This is a genomic window from Nonomuraea sp. NPDC050451 (assembly GCF_044458585.1).
On record NZ_JBITHZ010000026.1, the window covers coordinates 82,350 to 101,752 of the forward strand.

Annotated in this window: 18 protein-coding genes; 11 read left to right on the top strand and 7 right to left on the bottom strand. The window is 71.4% G+C overall.

Annotation, left to right across the window (positions count from 1 at the left end):
* The first annotated feature begins 20 nt into the window (after positions 1 to 20).
* From ACIBI9_RS47255 to ACIBI9_RS47280, 6 genes are all read left to right on the top strand, one after another.
* Positions 21 to 2,297: a glycoside hydrolase family 3 N-terminal domain-containing protein gene (locus ACIBI9_RS47255; RefSeq protein WP_397232992.1), complete on the top strand. Its 2,277-nt coding sequence runs from the start codon at positions 21 to 23 to the stop codon at positions 2,295 to 2,297.
* 2 nt (positions 2,298 to 2,299) lie between these two features.
* Positions 2,300 to 3,802, top strand: coding sequence for a glycoside hydrolase family 43 protein (locus ACIBI9_RS47260; RefSeq protein ID WP_397232994.1), 1,503 nt, complete (start codon positions 2,300 to 2,302; stop codon positions 3,800 to 3,802).
* Between the two features lie 403 nt (positions 3,803 to 4,205).
* On the top strand, positions 4,206 to 5,411 hold the full coding sequence (locus ACIBI9_RS47265) for a cytochrome P450 (protein ID WP_397232996.1): 1,206 nt from the start codon (positions 4,206 to 4,208) through the stop codon (positions 5,409 to 5,411).
* A 7-nt stretch (positions 5,412 to 5,418) separates the two neighbouring features.
* Complete coding sequence (locus ACIBI9_RS47270) at positions 5,419 to 6,183, top strand: TetR/AcrR family transcriptional regulator (RefSeq protein WP_397232998.1); 765 nt, start codon at positions 5,419 to 5,421, stop codon at positions 6,181 to 6,183.
* A 358-nt stretch (positions 6,184 to 6,541) separates the two neighbouring features.
* Positions 6,542 to 6,766, top strand: coding sequence for a hypothetical protein (locus ACIBI9_RS47275; RefSeq protein WP_397233000.1), 225 nt, complete (start codon positions 6,542 to 6,544; stop codon positions 6,764 to 6,766).
* Positions 6,767 to 6,873: 107 nt separating this feature from the next.
* A complete protein-coding gene (locus ACIBI9_RS47280; RefSeq protein WP_397233002.1) occupies positions 6,874 to 7,245 on the top strand; it encodes a winged helix-turn-helix transcriptional regulator in 372 nt (123 codons plus the stop codon).
* Between the two features lie 10 nt (positions 7,246 to 7,255).
* On the opposite strand, the gene ACIBI9_RS47285 is transcribed toward ACIBI9_RS47280, so the two are convergent.
* The gene (locus tag ACIBI9_RS47285; RefSeq protein WP_397233004.1) at positions 7,256 to 8,179 is read right to left on the bottom strand and encodes a TIGR03619 family F420-dependent LLM class oxidoreductase; all 924 of its coding nucleotides are present in this window, start codon (positions 8,177 to 8,179) and stop codon (positions 7,256 to 7,258) included.
* Between the two features lie 31 nt (positions 8,180 to 8,210).
* A complete protein-coding gene (locus ACIBI9_RS47290) occupies positions 8,211 to 8,660 on the bottom strand; it encodes a helix-turn-helix domain-containing protein (protein ID WP_397233006.1) in 450 nt (149 codons plus the stop codon).
* Positions 8,661 to 8,881: 221 nt separating this feature from the next.
* Between ACIBI9_RS47290 and ACIBI9_RS47295 the strand changes: the two genes are divergently transcribed.
* On the top strand, positions 8,882 to 10,150 hold the full coding sequence (locus ACIBI9_RS47295) for an SGNH/GDSL hydrolase family protein (RefSeq protein ID WP_397233008.1): 1,269 nt from the start codon (positions 8,882 to 8,884) through the stop codon (positions 10,148 to 10,150).
* A 149-nt stretch (positions 10,151 to 10,299) separates the two neighbouring features.
* Here ACIBI9_RS47295 and ACIBI9_RS47300 read toward each other — a convergent pair whose 3' ends face one another.
* From ACIBI9_RS47300 to ACIBI9_RS47315, 4 genes are read right to left on the bottom strand one after another with little or no spacing between them, the layout of a single operon-like run.
* Positions 10,300 to 12,201 carry a hypothetical protein gene (locus ACIBI9_RS47300; RefSeq protein WP_397233010.1) on the bottom strand — a complete coding sequence of 634 codons (1,902 nt, stop codon included), beginning with the start codon at positions 12,199 to 12,201 and terminating at the stop codon, positions 10,300 to 10,302.
* A gap of 20 nt (positions 12,202 to 12,221) precedes the next feature.
* Positions 12,222 to 13,103 carry a carbohydrate ABC transporter permease gene (locus ACIBI9_RS47305; RefSeq protein WP_397233012.1) on the bottom strand — a complete coding sequence of 294 codons (882 nt, stop codon included), beginning with the start codon at positions 13,101 to 13,103 and terminating at the stop codon, positions 12,222 to 12,224.
* A complete protein-coding gene (locus tag ACIBI9_RS47310; RefSeq protein WP_397233014.1) occupies positions 13,090 to 13,962 on the bottom strand; it encodes a carbohydrate ABC transporter permease in 873 nt (290 codons plus the stop codon). The genes ACIBI9_RS47305 and ACIBI9_RS47310 overlap by 14 nt, the downstream gene beginning before the upstream one ends.
* Entirely contained in the window at positions 13,959 to 15,308 is a 1,350-nt protein-coding gene (locus tag ACIBI9_RS47315; RefSeq protein WP_397233016.1) for an ABC transporter substrate-binding protein, read from the bottom strand. The genes ACIBI9_RS47310 and ACIBI9_RS47315 overlap by 4 nt, the downstream gene beginning before the upstream one ends.
* 124 nt (positions 15,309 to 15,432) lie before the next feature.
* On the opposite strand from ACIBI9_RS47315, the gene ACIBI9_RS47320 reads away from it, so the two are divergent.
* The 4 genes from ACIBI9_RS47320 to ACIBI9_RS47335 all read left to right on the top strand — a co-directional run bounded on the left by ACIBI9_RS47320 (position 15,433) and on the right by ACIBI9_RS47335 (position 18,630).
* On the top strand, positions 15,433 to 16,206 hold the full coding sequence (locus ACIBI9_RS47320) for a FadR/GntR family transcriptional regulator (protein WP_397233018.1): 774 nt from the start codon (positions 15,433 to 15,435) through the stop codon (positions 16,204 to 16,206).
* Between the two features lie 56 nt (positions 16,207 to 16,262).
* Entirely contained in the window at positions 16,263 to 16,763 is a 501-nt protein-coding gene (locus ACIBI9_RS47325; RefSeq protein ID WP_397233020.1) for a SigE family RNA polymerase sigma factor, read from the top strand.
* Position 16,764: 1 nt separating this feature from the next.
* A complete protein-coding gene (locus ACIBI9_RS47330) occupies positions 16,765 to 17,625 on the top strand; it encodes a hypothetical protein (RefSeq protein ID WP_397233022.1) in 861 nt (286 codons plus the stop codon).
* A gap of 144 nt (positions 17,626 to 17,769) precedes the next feature.
* A complete protein-coding gene (locus ACIBI9_RS47335) occupies positions 17,770 to 18,630 on the top strand; it encodes a glycerophosphodiester phosphodiesterase (RefSeq protein WP_397233024.1) in 861 nt (286 codons plus the stop codon).
* On the opposite strand, the gene ACIBI9_RS47340 is transcribed toward ACIBI9_RS47335, so the two are convergent.
* Complete coding sequence (locus tag ACIBI9_RS47340; protein WP_397233026.1) at positions 18,602 to 19,366, bottom strand: FadR/GntR family transcriptional regulator; 765 nt, start codon at positions 19,364 to 19,366, stop codon at positions 18,602 to 18,604. The genes ACIBI9_RS47335 and ACIBI9_RS47340 overlap by 29 nt on opposite strands.
* Positions 19,367 to 19,403: the final 37 nt, after the last annotated feature.

Genomic DNA, 19,403 nt, shown 5'->3' on the forward strand with positions numbered 1-19,403 from the left:
GAACTCACTCTAAGGAAGTCATGACATTCGTGAATGAGCCGTGGCGTGACCGCGGCCGCCCGTCCGCCGAACGCGTCGAGGCCCTGCTGGCCGAGATGACGCTGGAGGAGAAGGTCGCGCAGCTCGGCTCCATCTGGCTCCAGACCGACGACCCCGGCAACGTCGCGCCCCTGCAGGACCGTTTCGCCGCGGTGGAGGGGCTGGATGAGCGGCTGCGCGACGGGGTCGGGCATCTCACCCGCGTGTACGGCACCGCGCCGCTGTCCGCGGCCGAGGGCGCGGCTCGGCTGCGGGAGCTGCAGGACCTTGTAGTGGCCTCGAACCGGCTCGGCGTGCCCGCTATCGCCCATGAGGAGTGCCTGACCGGGTTCGCGACGTTCGGGGCGACCGCGTACCCGACGCCGCTGGCCTGGGCGGCGACGTTCGACCCCGGTCTCGTCGAGCGCATGGCCGCGGCCATCGGCGCCGATCTGCGGGCCGCGGGCGTGCACCAGGGGCTGTCGCCGGTGCTGGACGTCGTACGTGATTATCGCTGGGGACGGGTCGAGGAGACCCTGGGGGAGGACCCGCACCTGGTGGGCAAGATCGGCGCGGCCTACGTGCGCGGGCTGGAGGGCGCCGGGATCATCGCCACCCTGAAGCACTTCGCCGGGTACGCGGCCTCCCGGGCCGCCCGCAACCACGCCCCCGTCAGCATCGGCCCCCGCGAGCTCGCCGACGTGATCCTCCCGCCGTTCGAGACGGCGCTGCGCGAGGGCGGGGCGCGTTCGGTGATGAACTCCTACACCGATCTCGACGGTGTCCCCGCCGCCGCCAGCGCGGACCTGCTGCGGCGGCTGCTGCGGGACGAGTGGGGGTTCGAGGGGACGGTGGTGTCGGACTACTGGTCCGTCCCGTTCCTCGCCTCCATGCACCGGGTGGCCGAGGACGTCGCGGCGGCGGGCGCGATCGCGCTGTCGGCCGGGATCGACGTGGAGCTCCCCGAGACCCGCGGGTACGGCCGCAACCTGGTCGAGCACGTCAAAGCGGGCATTATCGACGAGACACTCGTGGACGAGTCGGTACGCCGCGTGCTCCGGCAGAAGATCGACCTCGGCCTGCTGGACGACGCCCCGCTCGTCCCGGACGGCGCCGAGGACGTGGACCTGGACAGCGCGCGCAACCGGGAGCTGGCCGCCGAGGTCGCGGAACGTTCCATCGTGCTGCTGTCCAACACCGGCCGGGCCCTGCCCGTCGACCCTCTCGCGACCCGGCGGCTGGCGGTCATCGGGCCGTGCGCCGACGACCCGCGTACCCTCATGGGCTGCTACTCCTTCCCCAACCACGTGCTCGACCGCTTCCCCGAGCGCGGCATGGGCCTGCCGGTCGCGTCGATCCTGGAGGGCCTGACGGCCGAGTTCCCCCACGCTGACGTGCGCTACTCGCTCGGAGCCGAGGTGTCGGGCGACGACGGGTCGGGGATCCCCGGGGCCGCCGAGGTCGCGGCCGAGGCCGACCTCGTGCTGCTGTTCGTCGGCGACCGGGCCGGGATGTTCGGCGGCGGCACGTCGGGCGAGGGCTGCGACGCGGCCGACCTGCGTCTGCCCGGGCGCCAGGCCGACCTGGTCGAGGCGGTCCTGGCGACCGGCACGCCGACCGTGCTGGTGGTGGTGTCGGGGCGGCCGTACGCGCTCGGCGCCTACCAGGACCGGGTGGCCGCCGCGGTCCAGGCGTTCTTCCCCGGTGTCGAGGGCGCGGCCGCGGTCGCCGGCGTGCTCAGCGGGCGGGTCAACCCGTCCGGGCGGCTGCCCGTGCAGATCCCGTACTCGCCGTCCGTGAACCCGTCCACCTACCTGCAGCCGCCTCTGGGGCAGAAGGCGGAGGGCATCACGGTGCTCGACCCGACCCCGGCCTTCCCCTTCGGGCACGGGCTCTCGTACGCGGAGATCACGTACGGGGCCGTGCGGACGTCGCAGGCGGAATACGGCACCGACGGCGTGGTCGACGTGCGGGTGACCGTGCGCAACGACGGCGACCGGCGTGCCGAGGAGGTCGTGCAGCTTTACGCCACCGACCCGGTGGCCCAGGTCGCCCGGCCCGCCCAGTGGCTGGTCGGCTTCGCCCGCGTGCCCCTGGACGCGGGGGAGAGCCGCGAGGTGGTCTTCGAGGTGCCCGCCGAGGCGTTCTCGTTCACCGGGCTCGGCGGGCGGCGGCTCGTCGAACCGGGGGAGATCGTGCTGTCCTCCGGGCCGTCGGCCGGCGACCTGCCGCTGAGCGCGTCGATCCGGCTGGTCGTCGATCCCAAGAGGGAGCGCTGAACGTGCGCACGTACGACAACCCGGTCGTGGCCGGGTTCCACCCGGACCCCAGCGTGTGCCGGGTCGGCGAGGACTACTACCTGGTGTGCTCCAGCTTCGAGTATTTCCCGGGCGTCCCGATCTTCCACAGCCGCGACCTCGTGCACTGGCGCCAGATCGGCAACGTCCTCGACCGCCCCGCGCAACTGAGCCTGCCGCCGGACGTGTCCGCCTCCGGCGGCATCTACGCGCCCACCATCCGCCACCACGACGGGCGCTTCTACCTGATCACCACCAACGTGCTGGCCGGCGGCAACTTCATCGTCACCGCCGAACGCCCCGAAGGTCCCTGGTCCGACCCGGTCTGGATCGATCTGCCCGGCATCGACCCCGACCTGACCTGGGACGAGGACGGCTCCTGCTGGTGCGCCTTCTCCGGCACGCAGGTGGCGCGCGTCGATCCGGCCGAGGGCAAGGTGCTGGAGGGGCCGTACCAGGTCTGGTCCGGCACCGGCGGGAAATATCCGGAAGCGCCGCACCTCTACCAGGTGGACGGCTGGTGGTACCTGCTCATGTCCGAAGGCGGCACCGAGCGCGGCCACGCCGTCTCGATCGCCCGCGCCCGCTCGCCGCGCGGCCCGTTCGAGCCCGGCCCGGTCAACCCGATCCTGACGCACCGCGGCACCGACCGGCCCATCCAGAGCACCGGCCACGCCGACCTCGTGCGGGCCGCCGACGGGACCTGGTGGATGGTCCTGCTCGGCACCCGCCCGCGCGGCTACACCCCCGAGTACCAGGTCCTCGGGCGGGAGACGTTCCTCACGCCCGTACGGTGGGAGGACGGCTGGCCGGTCGTGGGCCCCGTCGAGGAACGCCACCCCGCGCCCGCCGCCTGGCACCCGCTCCCGCCCGAGCCCTCCCGCGACGACTTCGACGAGCCCTCGCTACGGCCCTGCTGGATCTCTCCGCGCAGCCGCCCGGACGGCTCCTGGTCGCTGACCGAGCGGCCCGGCCGGCTGACCCTGCACGCCACCGGCCCGACCCTCGACCGCCCCGGCCACACCTTCGTCGGCCGCCGCCAGCAGCACCACGACTGCCGCGTCACCGCCCTCCTGGAGGCGGGGGCGGGCACGGCCGGGGTGTCGGTCCGGATGGACGAGGCCCACCACTACGACCTGGAGGTCCAAGGGGGGCTGGTGCGGGTGGTCGCCCGGATCGGCCCGCTCCGGCAGTGCCTGGCCGAGCGACCGGTGCCGGCCGGGCCGCTCACGCTCGCCCTCGACCTCCGCACCCGCGACATCCTGCCGCCGTCCGTCATCTCACCGACCGACGAGCCGGTGGGGGTGTCCGGCCGCGGGCCGGACACCATCGCCTTCTCGGTGGACGGTGTGGTTTTGGCCGAGCTGGACGGGCGGTATCTGTCCACCGAGGTGGCCACGGGGTTCACGGGGCGGGTGATCGGGATGTATGTGACGGAGGGGAGCGCGAGCTTCGACTGGTTCGACTACCAGCCCACCACCCACTGACCCACCACACAGCCTGCTGTCCTCCGGGAGGGACGTCCCACACCCCGCCACCCTTCCCGCAGGACCCCGAAGCGGGCCACGGAGACGGCCCCCGGAGGGCCGCGAGGTGGGCGGCTCCCTTCCCCCGGAGGACCGCAACGTCGGACGGCGGGTGACCTCCTCGCCTCCCGGAGGGCGTGATGGGCGGTGGAGGCGGGCCGCTTCCTCTTCCCCAAGGGCGCGATGGGCCGTGGGGTGCGCCGCCCCTTTCCCCCGGAGGACGGCAAACCCGTGCGGCGGGGCCCGTCTCCTCTCCTTCCGAAGGACGGCAAGCCCGTGCGGTGGGATCGGGTTTAAGGTGCTTCCCTTATTAAGGCAGTCGCCTTAGGGTTGAGGGCGACTCGTCAACGACAATGGGGGCGTCATGACCGAAACCATGCCCGATTACCCCTTCCCGCGCACGACGGCACTGGAGCCGCCGAAGGAGTGGGCCGAGCTGCAGGACCGCTGCCCCGTGGCCCACGTACGGCTGCCCAGCGGCGACGCCGCCACGCTGCTGACCCGCTACGACGACGTCCGCGCGCTGCTCACCGACACCAGCTTCCAGCGCGGCGGCGAGGGCGCGGCGCGGGTGTCCACGACGGAGGACGGCGGGATCTTCACCCGCACCAGCACCACGCGCCTGCGGGAGGGCGAGGACCACCTGCGGTGGCGGCGGCTGCTCAGCAAGTCCTTCACCATCCGCAAGATGGAGTCCTGGCGCCCCCGGGTGCAGCAGATGACCGACGAGCTCATCGACGAGCTGCTCAAGTCCGGCTCGCCCGCCAACCTGTCGCTCCAGCTGGGCCTGCCGCTGCCGGTGCGGGTCATCTGCGCCCTCGTCGGCGCCCCCAGCGAGGACCAGGACAAGTTCGCGCACTGGTCCCAGGTCATGCTGACGCTGACGCGCTACACGCAGGAGGAGGTGCTGAAGACGTACGAGGAGTTCGGCGCGTACGTCTCCGCCCTCGTCGAGGAGAAGCGGACGAACCCCGGCGACGACCTGCTCAGCGAGCTGACCCAGATCTCCGACAGCGAGGACGGACGGCTCAGCCACGAAGAGCTGATCACCACCGTGATGGCGCTGCTGCTGGCCGGGCACGAGACCACGTCCAACATGATCGCCATCATGGCCGCGATGCTGCTGGCCGAGCCGGAGCGCTACCAGGCGGTCATCGACGACCCGGAGCTGATCCCCGGCACCGTCGAGGAGGTCCTGCGGCTGGACAGCACGCTGAGCGTGGTGGGCTTCCCCAGGGTCGCCACCGCGGACTCCGAGTTCGCCGGCACCGTGGTGCCCGCGGGCAGCACCGTCATCCCGTGCCGGCCCGCGGCGAACCGGGACCCGCGCAAGTTCGCCGACCCGGACGCGTTCGACCCGCGCAGGGACAACGCCAATCAGCACCTGACGTTCGGCGCGGGCCCGCACTACTGCCTCGGCCAGCCGCTGGCCAGGCTGGAGCTGCAGGTCGTGCTCGGCACGCTCGCCCGCAGGCTGCCCACCCTGCGCCTGCGCGACAGCGCCGACGCGCTGCAACTGCGCACCGGGCTGCTGTCGGGCGGGCTCCAGGACGTGTGGGTCACCTGGTGAGCTCGTGATGACCGTCCAGGCCTCCGCGCGTGCGGTGACCGCCAGGAGCGCGATCATGCGTGCGGCGGAGCGCCTGTACGCCACCGATGGCTTCGCCGGGGTGTCGATCCGGCAGATCGGCGAAGCCGCCGGGCAGCGCAACAAGTCCGCGGTGCAGTATCACTTCACCTCCCGTGACGAACTCGTCAAGGCCATCCTGGCCGAGCACGCCGAGGCCATGGAGGTGCACCGGATGGCGATGATGAGCCGGTTCGGCGAGCCCGGCGGGATGTCGACGCGCGACCGGATCCGCTGCGTCGTCCTGCCCCACATCGAGCACCACATCGACCTGGGCGTCCCCTCCTGGTACGGCCGCTTCCTCGCCCAGGTCGTCGTCGAGCCCGCGCTGCGCGAGTACGCCGTCAGCGTCCACCTGGAGAGGCCGTCCCTGCGCCGCCTGTACGACGCCACCCGGGAGCCGGGGGAGCCGGACCCCGGCCGGGCCGCGCGGCGGGAGGCCATGACCCGCGTGCTCATCGTGCACATGTGCGCCGAACTGGAACGCGACCTGGCCACAGGCGGCACCACCGCATTGGGACGCGACCTGGCCACAGGCGGCACCACCGCATTGGGACGCGACCTGGCCACAGGCGGCACCACCGCATTGGGACGAGATCTGGCCGCCGGCCACATCACCGCCGCGTCCGCCGCCGAGGCCTGGCGGCGGCTGGGCGACGACCTCGTCACGGCCGTCTGCGGCCTCCTCGACGCCCTGCGATCGGACCCGCGCTGACCCCTGGCCACGGCTGACCACCGGCCACGGCTGACCACCGGCCACGGCTGACCACCGGCCACGGCTGACCGCTGGGCACAGAGGGCGGCTGGGCGCAGAGGGCGGCTGGGCGCAGAGGGCGGCTGGGCACGGAGGGCGGCTGGGCACGGAGGGCGGCTGGGCACGGCATGGCGGCGGGCGTTGCGCTTGGGTGCGACTTGGCCACGGCTTGGGCGCGGCCCGGCGGGCGGTCCAAGAAGTCGCGAAGTCCGCGACAAGTGCGCCTGCCTAACGTTGCTCCGTGGACGCCCAGCAGGGCGACCGGACCCCCGCCGTGTGAGCGGGGTGCTCATCCGTCTTCTCCCGGGAGGGGCCGCAGATGCGAGGCGAGACTTTCATCCTCACCGCGGACGGGAACGCGCGCGCCGAGCGGGTGACCGTCCTGCTCGAATCCCGCTGGGCCGAGATCGCCGACGGCCGGACGGCGCCGCGCGGCAACCCGTACCTCAGGGGCCTGATGTCCGCGCTGCTGTGGGCGGCGCTGGCCGTGCTCGGGTCGGTCATGTACGTGTTCGGCTGGGTCCTGTTCGGCGGCGGTGCCTGAGAAGGCGCGTCCCGGCCGATCCGGAGCTCGGCTCGCAATGAGCTAGTGTGCTATGGAATCAATAGCACGCCCGGTTCCGGGTGGTACCGGGAGGTAGGCTGGTGACCATGGCCGAACACGTCTCCGAGACCGTCGCGACGGACGGGAGCCCGCACGGCATCTCGTGCGACGTGCAGTTCGTCGACGTGTTCAAGGTGCTCGGCAAGCGCTGGAACGGCATGATCATCGTCGCGCTGATGCAGCGGCCCGCGCGGTTCGGCGAGCTGGCCAAGTCGATCTCCGGGATCACCGACGGCATCCTGTCCGATCGCCTGCGCGAGCTGATGGCGGCCAGGCTCGTGGAGCGCCAGCTGGCCGACGGCCCCGCCACGGCGGTCCTCTACCGGCTCACCCCGATCGGCGAGGACCTGCGCGGCGCCTTCCAGGAGCTGCACGCCTGGGCCGCCCGCAACAACATCCACGAGCAGTGCGCCCCCTGATCGGCGGGCTTCACCGCCGGGCGAGGTCGATGAGCTCGGCGTAGAGGGCGAGCGTCTCGTCGATTCCCGGCTCGCTCTCGGGGCTGCGGCCGGAGGTTGAGAACAGGACGTGGTCGACGCCGGTGCCCTCGAGCCCCGCCAGGTCGTCGGCGATCTGGCGCGGCGAGCCGCCCAGGAACGGCCGGTCGTCACCCATCGGCTCGGCGGTGAGCGGCACGTTGGCCCTGGCGACCACGGTGACCGACTCCGGGTCGCGGCCGAACTCCTCGACCGCCGCGCGGAAGGCCTTGCCGAGGCCGAGCAGCGCGTCACGTGACAAGGCCACCGGATTGAGCCCGTCGGCGATGCGGGCGGCCCGCCGCACGCCGCCCGGCGTCATCGCGCCCAGCAGGATCGGCACGTGCGCCTGCACCGGCTTGGGGTTGATCTCCGACTCGGCGATCCGGGTGAACTTGCCGTCGTACGAGACGGGGTCCGGCCCCCAGCAGGCCCGCATGGCGGCGACGACCTCGTCCATGCCGGGCCCGATCCGGCTCATCGGCACCCCGGCCGCCTCGAACTCCTGCGGCATCCACCCCTGGCCGAGCCCGGCGACGACCCGGCCGCCGCTGAACTGATCGAGGGTGGCGAAGCGCTTGGCCAGCACGGCGGCCGGGTGCAGCAGGGCGTCGATGATGCTGGTGCCGAGCTTGACGCGTTCGGTGAGCGCGGCCACGTAGCTCAGCGTCTCCAGCGGCTCGTAGGTCTGCCGGTAGACCTCGGGCACGGGCTGTGGCTCCCCGCCGCCCATCGAAACGGGCGCGACGGGCCGCAGCAGCCTCTCGTAGGTCCACACCGAGTCGTACCCGAGCCGCTCGGCCTCGCGTGCGACGCGGGCGATGTTCTGCGGGCCGGCCAGCGGGCCCGACGTGGGTAGGGCGATACCTAGTTCCATGGCCGAAGCGTACTATATTTTTCGTAGTTTGCTAGGTAAGGCTGAGTGGGCTGCGGGAGCTGTAGTGCCTTCTGCGGTAGTTCTCCGGGCTGAGCCCGTACGCGGCCCGGAAGGCGCGGCTGAAGTGGGGGGCGCTGGTGAGGCACCAGCGGTTCGCGATGGCGCGGATCGACCGGTCGCGGAGGGAGGGGTCGACCAGGTCGCGCCGGCACCGGTCCAGCCGCTGGACGCGGATCCACTCCGCGACCGTGTACTCCTGGCCCTGGAACAACCTGTGCAGGGAACGGGTGGAGATGTAGTGGGCGGCCGCGACGGTGGCGGGCGTCAGATCGGGATCGTCGAGGTGCTCCAGGATGTGGGCGCGGATCCGGCCGCGGAGGCTCTCGCGGCCGGTCTCGGGCGCCGGCCGGGCGCCGTGGCGAGGCGCCGCCGGCAGCAGGCCGGTCAGAGCCTTGAACGCGAGCCGTTCGACGGGGGCCACGCGGTACGGGGCCGACAATCCGCTGCACGAATCACTCCTTGTCGAGGGGAACAATGCTCGTCCGCTCGCCATGGAACCGAAATCTCGATCGCGCATCCAGGACGTTCGACAGGACGTTGCACAGGATGTTCCGCCCCTGGCATTGACCGCGGGGGCGACCTGTCATACCTTCCCTACCGAAATGTTCGATTTCTGCCCGAAAATTTCGGGAGGCCAGATCTATGGGTAGGGCGCTGAAGTTGGCCATCGTCGCGGTTCTGGGACTCGCCATGGGCACTGCCGGGGTGGCCGACGGGGCGGCGTCGCCCGGTGGGCACTGGGTCACCACGTGGACGGCGATGCCGCAGCTCACAGAGCCGGGCAACATGCCGCCCGCGCCGTACACGCAGGAGAACCTGGTCCTTGCCGACAGCACTGTACGGCAGACCCTGCGGGTGTCGGCCGGCGGGCAGCGGTTCCGGCTGCGCTTGTCCAACGCGTTCGGCGGCGCGCCGCTGCCCGTCACCCGCGTCACCGTGGCGCTCCCGAGCGGCGGCAAGGCCGGGGTGAGCGCGATCCAGCCGGAGACCGTCCGGCCTGTCACGTTCTTCGGCCGGCCCTCGGCGGTCGTGCCGGTCGGGGCGCAGGTCGTGTCCGACCCGCTCGACCTCACGCTGGCCGCGGGCACCGTACTGACCGTGACCCTCTACCTGGCCGACGGCCAGGCTTCCACCGACATCACCTCGCACCCCGGCTCCCGGACCACCTCCTACCTCGCCAGGGGCAACCAGGCCGACGCGGCGGACCTCACCGGCGCCACCCCCGTCGACCACTGGTACTTCCTCAGTGGCCTCGAGGTCTGGGCCAAGCCCGCCACCGCGACGCTCGCCCTGGTCGGCGACTCGCTGACCGACGGCAGGGGCTCCACCACCAACCAGAACAACCGCTGGCCCGACCAGCTCTTCGACCGCCTGCGGGCCGACCGCCGCACCGCCGACGTCGCCTTCGCCAACCAGGCGGCGGGCGGCAACCGCGTGCTCAACGACGGGCTGGGCCCCAACGTCCTGTCCCGCCTCGACCGTGACGTGCTCGCGCAGAGCGGCGTGAAGTGGCTGATCCTCTTCGAGGGCGTCAACGACATCGGCACCGCGGACGCCACCCAGGAGGCGCAGAAGAGGATCGCCGACGAGCTGATCGCCGCCTACGACCAGATCATCGTGCGCGCCCACGCGCAGGACATCCGGGTGTACGGGGCCACGATCACGCCCTTCGGCGGCAGTTTCTACGACGACGCCCAGGGCTATCGCGAGGCGGCCCGGCAGACGGTCAACGACTGGATCCGCACGAGTGGCGCGTTCGACGCGGTGATCGACTTCGACCGGGCGCTGCGGGACCCGGCCGATCCCCGGCGGATGCTCGCGACCTTCGACGTGGGCGACCACCTGCACCTGAACCCGACGGGCTACAAGGCGCTCGCGGACGCGGTGCCCGCGCGGCTGCTGCACCGGTAGGGCCCCCGTTTCGCGACCCGCCGCACCCGTGTGACCCTCCGTACTTCGGCTGGGGTCCTTTCGGGGAGGGGATGCTCTCCCGCGGCTGCCGGTCTCCCCTCCGAAGGGGGGACCTCAGCCGAAGGACGGAGGGGAGCGGGGCGGGGGTGTCAGTCCCAGGGGTGCCGGTAGGACGGCTGGTAGGCGTGCAGGCGCAGGCGCAGGGTGAGGGTGACGGTGGTGCCGGCGGGCAGTTCCACCGTGAGGTGCGGGCCGTTCACCGCGGTCTCGGTGACCGACCGCACCGGTTCGTGGTGGACGTACTCGGTGTCGTGGCCGGTCCAGCCCGGCTCGGCGGCCGTGGCCGCGACGCCGAGGATCTCGTGTTCCCCGAACGCCCCCGCCTGCACGACCAGCACCCGGTCGGCGGTGGCGGAGAGGTTGACGAGCGTGACCACCGTGGCCTCGGGCTCGATCAAGCTGACGAGCGCCGCCACCTGCTCGGGAACGCCGGGACGGCGCCGCACGGCGTCGAAGTAGCGGACCCTGGCCTGCTGCAGGCCGCCGTTGTAGATGACCTGCGGCCCGCCCCACATGAGCTGCGTGAGGGCCTCGGTCACCACGGGGTTGACGTTCTGCCAGAGATGGATGTCCGATTCGGGCAGGTCGCGGTCGGCGTTGGCGAGCAGCAGGGCGATGCGGCGGCGGGCCTGGGCGTGCGCGGCGGCGAGGATCCGCTCGGGATAGCCGGGGTTGTCGCCGCACAGGTACGCGTACCAGGGCTCCTCGTGCCCGGCCTCCTCCTTGTCGCGGAACGGCCGCACCGTGGCCCAGTCGTAGCCGGTCGCGGCGCGCAGCGCGTCCAGGCGGGCGCGGTCCTCCGGGGCGCCGGTGTGGTGCCAGAGCGCGAGCGGCACCGAGGTCTGGACCGGGTTGTAGTCGAACCAACCCTTGTCGCTGTGCCGGTAGGGGACCAGCAGCGTCGGCACGTCCACGTCGGAGCCGAGGTGGGCGCGCCAGCGGCCCTGGTTGGCCGAGTCGCTCTGGCTGAACGGCAGCTTCACGCCCCTGGCGATGACCGCGTCCAGCAGCGACCTGACGAGGTCGAGGTAGCCGTCGTCGCGGGTGGCCAGGGCGGCGCTGAGGGCGCCGACGGCCGACGCCTGGCCGATGCTGTACATGCCGTGCGGCCAGGTCCAGCCGTAGTGGCCGCCGTACCAGCGCCCGTCGAGCAGGCTGCCGACCACGCCGTCGAGGCCGACGTTGTCGGGGACGACACCGCCGTTCTCCTCGGCCCGGCGCTGCCAGGCGCCGACGTACTCGCGCAGCCAGGCGGCGTACCGCTCGTCCCCCGAGACGAGGTAGGCGTTGCAGACCAGGCCGGCCACGCTGAGGTTGCCCACCGCGTCGCCTCGGCCGAGGCGGCGCTGCATCTCGGCGCCCAGGCGGGGGTCCTCGGCGAGCGGCGGCACGGGCGCGCCGTCGGGGACGAGCCAGTCCAGCGGGTAGCCGTACTGTGCCGCTTCCGCCGCGGTCCACGGGTACGAGGGCGAGCCGGACACCCCTTCCCGCGCTCCCCGGCTGCCGTTGTGCGGGGCCTTGATGACGCGGTGCGCCGGGTCGTAGTTGCCTTTGGCCGGGTCGAGGTAGAGGTCGGCGAACCTGGTCGCCCGCCCGGCCCAGGCCGCCGGGTCGGCGGCGGTCAGGAAGTACGTGAACAGCAGGCTCTCGCCCTGGTGGAACCAGTCGTAGCCGATCTCGAACTCGTCGGCGAACATGCCCAGCTCGGTCATCTGCCCGACGACGCCGTGCCAGTGCCGGGCGCTGCTGTCGAGCAGGTCGTCCGCGCCGCCCAGCAGGTAGAGCTGCGGCCAGTTGAAGAACGGCTCGAAGAAGTCGTCCGCGCCGTCGCGGGAGGACAGCCGGCCGGAATACCGCAGCGAGCCGTCCGGCCTGGTGTAGCGCTCGGAGAACAGCCGCCACCCGCTGTCCAGCAGGTCGAGCAGGGAACGCTGGGCCAGCGCCCACGCCGGGGGGTCGAGGACGGGGACGCTGGCTTTCACGACGGTCATGTAACTCCTAGGAGAGGCGGTCATCCCTTGGTCGCGCCGGCGGTCAGCCCGGCGACCAGGAAGCGCTGGGAGAAGAGGAACACCAGCAGCACGGGAGCGATGGACAGCAGGGTCGCCAGGATCAGCTCGGGCGGCTGCACCTCGGCGTTGGCGCCGACGACGGGGTTGAACGTGGGGGTCGCGGCCAGCATCTGCGTGAGCCCGACCTGCATGGGGTAGTTGTCGCTGTCCGGCAGCATGACGTACGGCAGGAAGAAGTTGTTCCAGTTCGTCACGAAGCTGAAGAACGCGACCAGCGCGACCACCGGCTTGGCCAGCGGCAGCGCCACCCGCAGGAACGTCGCGCTCTCCCCGCACCCGTCCAGCCGCGCCGCGTCGAGCAGCTCGCCGGGCACGCTGGTGGAGAAGTAGATGTACGTCAGATAGACGCCGAACGGGAAGAACGACATCGGCAGCACGACCGAGGCCGCCTGGTTGACCAGGCCGACGTAGCTGAGCTCCAGGAAGATCGGCAGCACCAGCGCGGTCCCCGGCATGAGCATCACGACCAGCGTGACGATCAGCAGCAGCCGCCTGCCGGTGAATCGCATGAGCGCCATCGCGTAACCGGCGGGGATGCTGACCAGCAGGGTCAGCGCCACGGAGAACGCGGCGTACGTGATGGAGTTGCCCATCCAGGTCAGCACGGCGCCGTCCTGGAAGGACATGAGGTGCTGCCAGTTGGTGACGAGCGAGCCGAGCGAGCCGGGCGACAGCGGGTTCCCGTGGATCAGGTCGGCCGGGCTCTTGGTCGAGGCGAGCAGCAGCCACAGCATGGGGACGACGAAGAACACCGCGAAGACCAGCAGGAACGCGGTGACGAGCACTTTCGCGACAGCCCGCGCGGGGTCAGTCCGTGTCAAAGAGACCTCCCCGCGCGACGAACAGCCCGGCGCAGCACAGCGCCACGATGAGCAGGTCGACGGCGATCGCCGCGGAGCCGTTGAAGTCGTTCTGGTTGAAGGCGTACAGGTACGCCAGCTGGTTGATCGAGTAGTCGTTGCCCACCACGCCGAAGCTGGCCTGGGAGATGAGCTGCGGCTCGACGAAGAGCTGCGTGCCCGCCGCCAGGGACAGGATCAGCATGTAGACGATCCACTTGCGCAGCATCGGCAGCTGCACCCGCAGCGCGATCTTCACCGGCCCGGCGCCGTCCACCCGGGCGGCCTCCATGAGCTGGTGGGGGATCGTGTTCAGGGCGCCGTACATGACCACGATCCAGCCGCCCGCGCCGGTCCAGAACGCGATCAGGGTGAAGATCCACGGCAGGTGACCCGGCGAGATCACCTGCACGAAGGTCTCGCCCCAGAGGGCGCGGACGAGGTCGTCCACCGGGCTCACGGACGGGTCCAGCATGAACAGCCAGAGCAGCACGCTCGACGCGCCCGCCAGCGCGCCGGGCACGTAGTAGACGAACCGCAGCGCGGCCCGCGACCAGCCCGCGGTGAGCCGGTGCACCAGCAGCGCGAGCAGCAGGACCAGCACGGTCAGGGTGACCAGCCAGAGCACGAGGTACGTCGCCACGTGCTCGACGGCGGCCACGAACCGGAAGTCCTGCGCGGTCCTGACGAAGTTGGTGAAACCGGTGAAGACCCCGCGGGCGTCGGTGAAGGCCAGGTTGAGCGCGTACACCGTGGGCACGATGCCGAAGGCGACCAGCAGCACCACGTACCCGGAGACGAAGACGTGCCCGGCGGAGAGCCGCAGTCTCGATCCGATCACTTGGTGACCTGGTAGCCGAAGATCTGGGCCTGCTGCTCGATGGCCGTCTGCCACTCCGGCAGCAGCGACTCGATCGTCTTGCCCGCGGTCTGCCCCGGGATGACGGTCTTGGCCCAGACCGCCTCCTGGCTGAACTCGGGCGAGCCCCAGCCGGGCCACACCTGCCCGGCCGCGGCCGAGATCGGGCCGGCGATGTCGCCGGCGTAGTAGCCGCTGTCCTGCTGCTTCTTGATCCACTTGGTCGCGGCCGGCGCGTACGCGGGATAGCCGGGGGAGAGCTCGACCTGGTACGCGTCGGCCGTGGCGACCCAGCCGATGAAGTCCTTGGCCGCGTCGAGGCGCGCGCTGTGCCGCGACAGCCACCAGGTGCCGCCGCCGACGTTGCCGGTCACCGGCGTGCTCTGGTCGGACCAGCGCAGGGCGTCGCCCACGGCCAGCTCGCCCTTCGGGGTCTTGAGCGTGCCCTGGAAGACCGCGCCGCCATACCACGCCGGGCCGGGCAGCATGAGCACCTTGTCGCCCTGGCTCTTGGCGAACTCGGGGCCGAACAGGGACAGCATCGACATGGTCTTGTTCGCGACGAGCTTGTCCATCATCTTCGCGGTGCGCACGCACTTGGCGTCGGTCGCCTTGACGGTGACCGCCTTGGGCCCGGTGACCTGGTTGGCCGGGCACTCGCCGCCCCACATGTAGATCTCCGGCGCCCACGCGTCACCGGCCGTGCCGATGATGTAGCCGGGATGCTCGGCGGCCACCTTCTCGCCCAGCGCCTGGTACTCCTCCCAGGTGGTGGGCAGCGTGTAGCCGAACTTGTCGAGCAGCTTCTTGTTGTACCAGAGCACGACCTGGGCCAGGTCGTTGCGCAGGCAGTAGACCGTGCCGTCCACGGTGCACACGTCGAGCGCGCCCTTGGCGAAGCCGCTCAGCGTGGCGTCGTCGAGCAGGCCCTTGTTGAGCGGGGCGACGAACGCGTTGTCGCCCTGCGAGGCCCACGACGCGGTGTTGTTGTCCGTGGTGAACACGACGTCCGGCCAGCCCTCGCCGGCCCGGTCGAACAGCTGCACCTTGGTCTTGAGCGTGTTGGAGCCGTTGGCGTTGCCGTCGTAGGTGACGATGTCCAGCTGCACGTCGGGGTGTGCCTTCTGGTACGCCTTCGCGGCGTCGAGCCGGGTGGAGTCCACCCACACCAGGAGCTTGCCGGCCTTCTGCTCGGCGGGGGCGAAGCCGTACTGCGATCCGGCGGAGCCGGTCGGCTTCGTAGCGGTCGGGGCGTTCGGGGGAGCGCAGGCCGCGACGGCGAGCAGGGCCGCTGCCGCGGTGACCGCCAGGTGGGTGCGTCGTCTCATGGGGCTTCCTTCGGACAAGGCGGCTTGAGGTACGTAAACGCCGTGTTTCCGGATATGACATCATACGTGTGACGTATTCACAATGCCCTACACTGAAGGGCGTTCAGGCGGACGGGAGGATGCGTTGACTCAGCACGCGACTACGGGGCCGTGGGATTCGACGCGGGATTCGCAGCCGCCCGAGCGGGCCGGCAAGCGGCCACCGCGCCGGGTCCGCGGGGCCAAACTGGGCACCACCGTGGTCGAGCAGCTGGTCGACGACATCGTCCGCGGGACGCTGCCGCCCGGCACGGCGCTCCCGCCCGAGGCCGACCTCTGCGAGGAGTTCGGGGTCAGCCGGACGGTGATCCGCGAGTCGGTCAAGGTGATCCAGGAGAAGGGCCTGGTCAGGATCGAGCACGGCCGCGGCACCCAGGTCACCGACCCCCGGCAGTGGAACCTGCTCGACGACGTCGTGCTCACCGCCGTCATCGCACACGACGAGAACGTGACGTTCCTGGACGAGCTGGTGTCCGTGCGCACCGCGCTGGAGGCCGAGATGGCCGCGGCCGCCGCCCTGGCGCGCACCCCCGACGACGAGGAGCGCATCGGCGCCGAGCTGGCGGTCATGCGGGCCAACCTTGCCTCCACGCCCGACTTCGCCGCCGCCGACGTGCGCTTCCACGACATGATCATGGCCGCGTCACGCAACCGGCTGGGGCGGGCGATCGTCAACAGCATCCACGACAAGGCCCGTACGAGCATGCTCTACCACGGTGAGTACAACGAGGCCGTGATGCGCCAGACGCTGGCCGAGCATCAGGCCATCAAGGACGCGATCGCGGCCGGCGACCCGGAGGGGGCGGCGGCCGCGATGCGCAAGCACATCACCGACTCCTGGAACCGCCGCCGCCCGTGACGCCATAGATTCTCGGGTCCGGCTCCATCTGGACGGGTGAGACCAGAGGAGAGCCTTTGCACCCCGACCAGCAGCGAGATTTCACCGAGTTCGTCGCCACCCGCTCGGACAGCCTGATCAGGCTCGCGTACGTGCTGACCAACGACCAGCACGCGGCCGAGGACCTGCTGCAGACGGCGCTGGCGAAGACCGCCGGACACTGGCGGCGGATCCGGGACAACCCGGAGGCGTACGTGCGCCGCGTCATGTACCACGAACAGGTCGGACGGTGGCGAAGTCCGCGCTGGGGCCGCGAACGCGTGGTCCAGGCGCCCCCCGACCGGGCCACGGGCGACCGGACCGGCGAGGTCGACACCCGCGTCACCCTGGCCCAGGCGCTGCGCGCCCTGCCGGCGCGCAAGAGGGCCGTCCTGGTGCTGCGCTACTACGAGGACCTGCCGGAGTCCGAGGTCGCCAAGATCATGCGCTGCTCGGTGGGCACCGTGCGCAGCCAGACCCACCAAGCCGTCGTCCGGCTGCGCGAGCTGGTCGGCGAGAACGTCACCCTGGAGGCCTGAGATGACCATCGACGAACAGCGGATCGGCGAGGAGCTCCGGCGGATGGCGGCCGAGGCCAGGCCCGTTGACGCCCTCGCGTACGCCCGGCGGGCGCGCACTGGCGCGCTGCTGCGCCGGCGCGCGGCGTGGTCGCTCGCCGGGCTCGCGGCGGCCGCCTCCCTGGTCACGGCGGTGATCGTCGCGGTCCCCTCCGGCGGCTCCGGCCCGGACACCGCGGCGGAGGTCACCCGGCTGCCGGAGAACACCCCCGAGCAACTGCGGGTCGTACGCGAGTGCATGCCCAACGGCGGTCCCGTCCACAACATGGACGGCAACCTGCGCCTCCCCGAGCAGGGCTCGGTCGAGGACTTCCGGGTGCTGGCCGAGTACCGGGACAAGAAGGGCATGACGGCCCTGGTCGGCAGCCTCGCCGGCTTCGTCCTGTGCACCCCCACCACGCAGCGGGACATGGCGGAGCGGGCGGTCTTCACGTACTGGGGGTTCAAGCCGCCCGGGGACCTGGCCGGCTTCCAGGGGGATCTCCAGGTGGACGCGTACACCTCGCACATGCATTCGTACGCGACGGGGCCGGAGCGGGTCCAGCACGACGACATGTACCGGGTCGTCGTCGGCCGGGTCACCTCGGGCGTGCGCCGGGTGCAGATCGACTGGGCGGACGGGCGGCGCACCGACGCGCGGCTGGCCGGCGGCTTCTTCATCGCCCGGGTGCCGGGGAAGCCGGTGCCGGATCCCGAGGACAAGTCGGCCGAGATCCTGAACTCCCCGCCGGTCACGGTCACCGCGTACGGCGCGCAGGACCAGGTGCTGGGGCAGCAGAAGGACGTGGCGTTCGGTCCCCTGGGCCGGGGGAGCGGCTACTGAGGTCGTCGGCAAAAAGTTCGTGCGGACGTCCGCGACACGCCGTAGCGAACCGCTCTTTGCTGCCATTAGTGGGCACTTTTCGACGTAACTCGACATAAGAGGTCCGTGTCGGGTTCGGGGGGAGAAAGGGTCGGAGGAGCGCTCATGTACCGTCTGCTGGGTGCCGTCGTCATCACCGCACTGGCCGTCATGGCGAGTGCAGCCCATGCCACGCCGTGGGAGGTCGACAACATCGCGCATCGGGGCGGATCCGGTTACGCGCCCGAGAACACCATCGTGGCCTGCGAAGTGGCCCGGGCCCAGCGGGCCACCATGTGCGAGTTCGACGTCCAGCAGACGAAGGACCACCGGCTCATCCTGATGCACGACCAGACGCTGGCCCGCACCACCAACGTCGAGCAGGTCTTCCCCGGGCGCTCCCCCTGGCGGGTCGCCGACTTCACGCTCGCGGAGATCCAGCGCCTGGACGCCGGCTCGTGGTTCTCCTCCCAGTTCCAGGGCGAGAAGGTGCCCACCCTGGAGCAGGGGCTGCGGGCGACGAGCAAGAGCGGGGTCGGGCTGCTGCTGGAGATCAAGCATGATCCGGCCAACGCGGACATCGACGAACGGGTGGCCGCCGAGCTGCGCAAGTACCGGGGCCTGTGGAGGGGTAAGCGGCTGGCCGTACAGGCGTTCGACTGGGAGTCGATGCGGAACCTGCACGAGATGATGCCCGACCTCCCCGTCGCGCTGCTCGGCAAGCCGGACGCCTCCCGGCTCGAGGACCTGGCCGGGTTCGCCGCCGCGGTCACGGTGCCGCACAGCGGCCTCACCGCGACCTATGTCAGGCAGGTCCACCAGCACGGCATGCGGGTCTACACGTGGACGACGGACCGGCGGGCCGTCATCCGCCGCCTCATGACCCTCGGCGTGGACGGCATCATGACCGGGCGCCCCGACCAGATCGACGCCGTCAAGCGCCGGGCCCTGCGGGTGGTCATGAGGGCCGGCTCAGGTCGGCTATGAGGTCGTCGCCGGACGCCGCGAGCCGGTGCTCGATGACGTCGGCGAGGTTGGTGTCCATGTCGGGCCCGTAGAAGTCCTCGGCGAGGTCGAGGTGGCGGCGCATCGCCTCGCGGGCGCCGTCGGGGTCGCGGTCGAGGATGGCCTCCAGGATCACCGTGTGCAGGGGCTCGCCGGCCTCCCGGACCTCGCGGTCGCTGAGGCTGCGCAGCATCAGCCCGTAGGTGAGGTCCTGGATCGCGGTGAACATCATGTGGATGACCGGATTGCCCGAGGCCCTGGCGATGGTCTCGTGGAAGGCGAGATCGACCCGCGCCCTGGCGTGCACGTCGCCCGGCCGGGCGAAGAGCTGGTGGACCCGCAGCAGGTCGGTACGGTCGCGCTTGGTCGCGTTGACCGCGGCCAGGCCCGCGGCCTCGGTCTCCAGCATGACGCGCGCCCGCATGAGCTGGCGCGCGGTCACCCCGGCGGCGCGGGCCGCGAGGTTCATCGGCCGCATCAGGTTCTCCGCCGTGTAGTGGCGGACGAAGCTGCCCCGCTGCGGCGACACCTCGATCAGCCCGCGCTCCTGCAGGGCCTTGAGGACCTCCCGGATGACCGGACGGCTGACCGCGAACTCGGTCGCCAGGTCGCGCTCGGAGGGCAGGCGTACGCCGGGGGCCCAGTGTCCGGTCAGGATCCGGTCCTCGAGAACGGCGATCAGCGCTCCCGGACTGGTCGGCGGCTTCCCCCCGATCATGGGTGACGGTTCCGCAGGGCTCTCAAGTGACGGTTTC

Bases quoted from the DNA above. Each gene is read 5' to 3' on its own strand.
- ACIBI9_RS47255 (WP_397232992.1), top strand. From the start codon at position 21: ATGACATTCGTGAATGAGCCGTGGCGTGACCGCGGCCGCCCGTCCGCC.
- ACIBI9_RS47265 (WP_397232996.1), top strand. From the start codon at position 4,206: ATGACCGAAACCATGCCCGATTACCCCTTCCCGCGCACGACGGCACTG.
- ACIBI9_RS47270 (WP_397232998.1), top strand. From the start codon at position 5,419: ATGACCGTCCAGGCCTCCGCGCGTGCGGTGACCGCCAGGAGCGCGATC.
- ACIBI9_RS47275 (WP_397233000.1), top strand. From the start codon at position 6,542: ATGCGAGGCGAGACTTTCATCCTCACCGCGGACGGGAACGCGCGCGCC.
- ACIBI9_RS47280 (WP_397233002.1), top strand. From the start codon at position 6,874: ATGGCCGAACACGTCTCCGAGACCGTCGCGACGGACGGGAGCCCGCAC.
- ACIBI9_RS47285 (WP_397233004.1), bottom strand. From the start codon at position 8,179: ATGGAACTAGGTATCGCCCTACCCACGTCGGGCCCGCTGGCCGGCCCG.
- ACIBI9_RS47295 (WP_397233008.1), top strand. From the start codon at position 8,882: ATGGGTAGGGCGCTGAAGTTGGCCATCGTCGCGGTTCTGGGACTCGCC.
- ACIBI9_RS47300 (WP_397233010.1), bottom strand. From the start codon at position 12,201: ATGACCGTCGTGAAAGCCAGCGTCCCCGTCCTCGACCCCCCGGCGTGG.
- ACIBI9_RS47315 (WP_397233016.1), bottom strand. From the start codon at position 15,308: ATGAGACGACGCACCCACCTGGCGGTCACCGCGGCAGCGGCCCTGCTC.
- ACIBI9_RS47330 (WP_397233022.1), top strand. From the start codon at position 16,765: ATGACCATCGACGAACAGCGGATCGGCGAGGAGCTCCGGCGGATGGCG.
- ACIBI9_RS47335 (WP_397233024.1), top strand. From the start codon at position 17,770: ATGTACCGTCTGCTGGGTGCCGTCGTCATCACCGCACTGGCCGTCATG.
- ACIBI9_RS47340 (WP_397233026.1), bottom strand. From the start codon at position 19,366: ATGATCGGGGGGAAGCCGCCGACCAGTCCGGGAGCGCTGATCGCCGTT.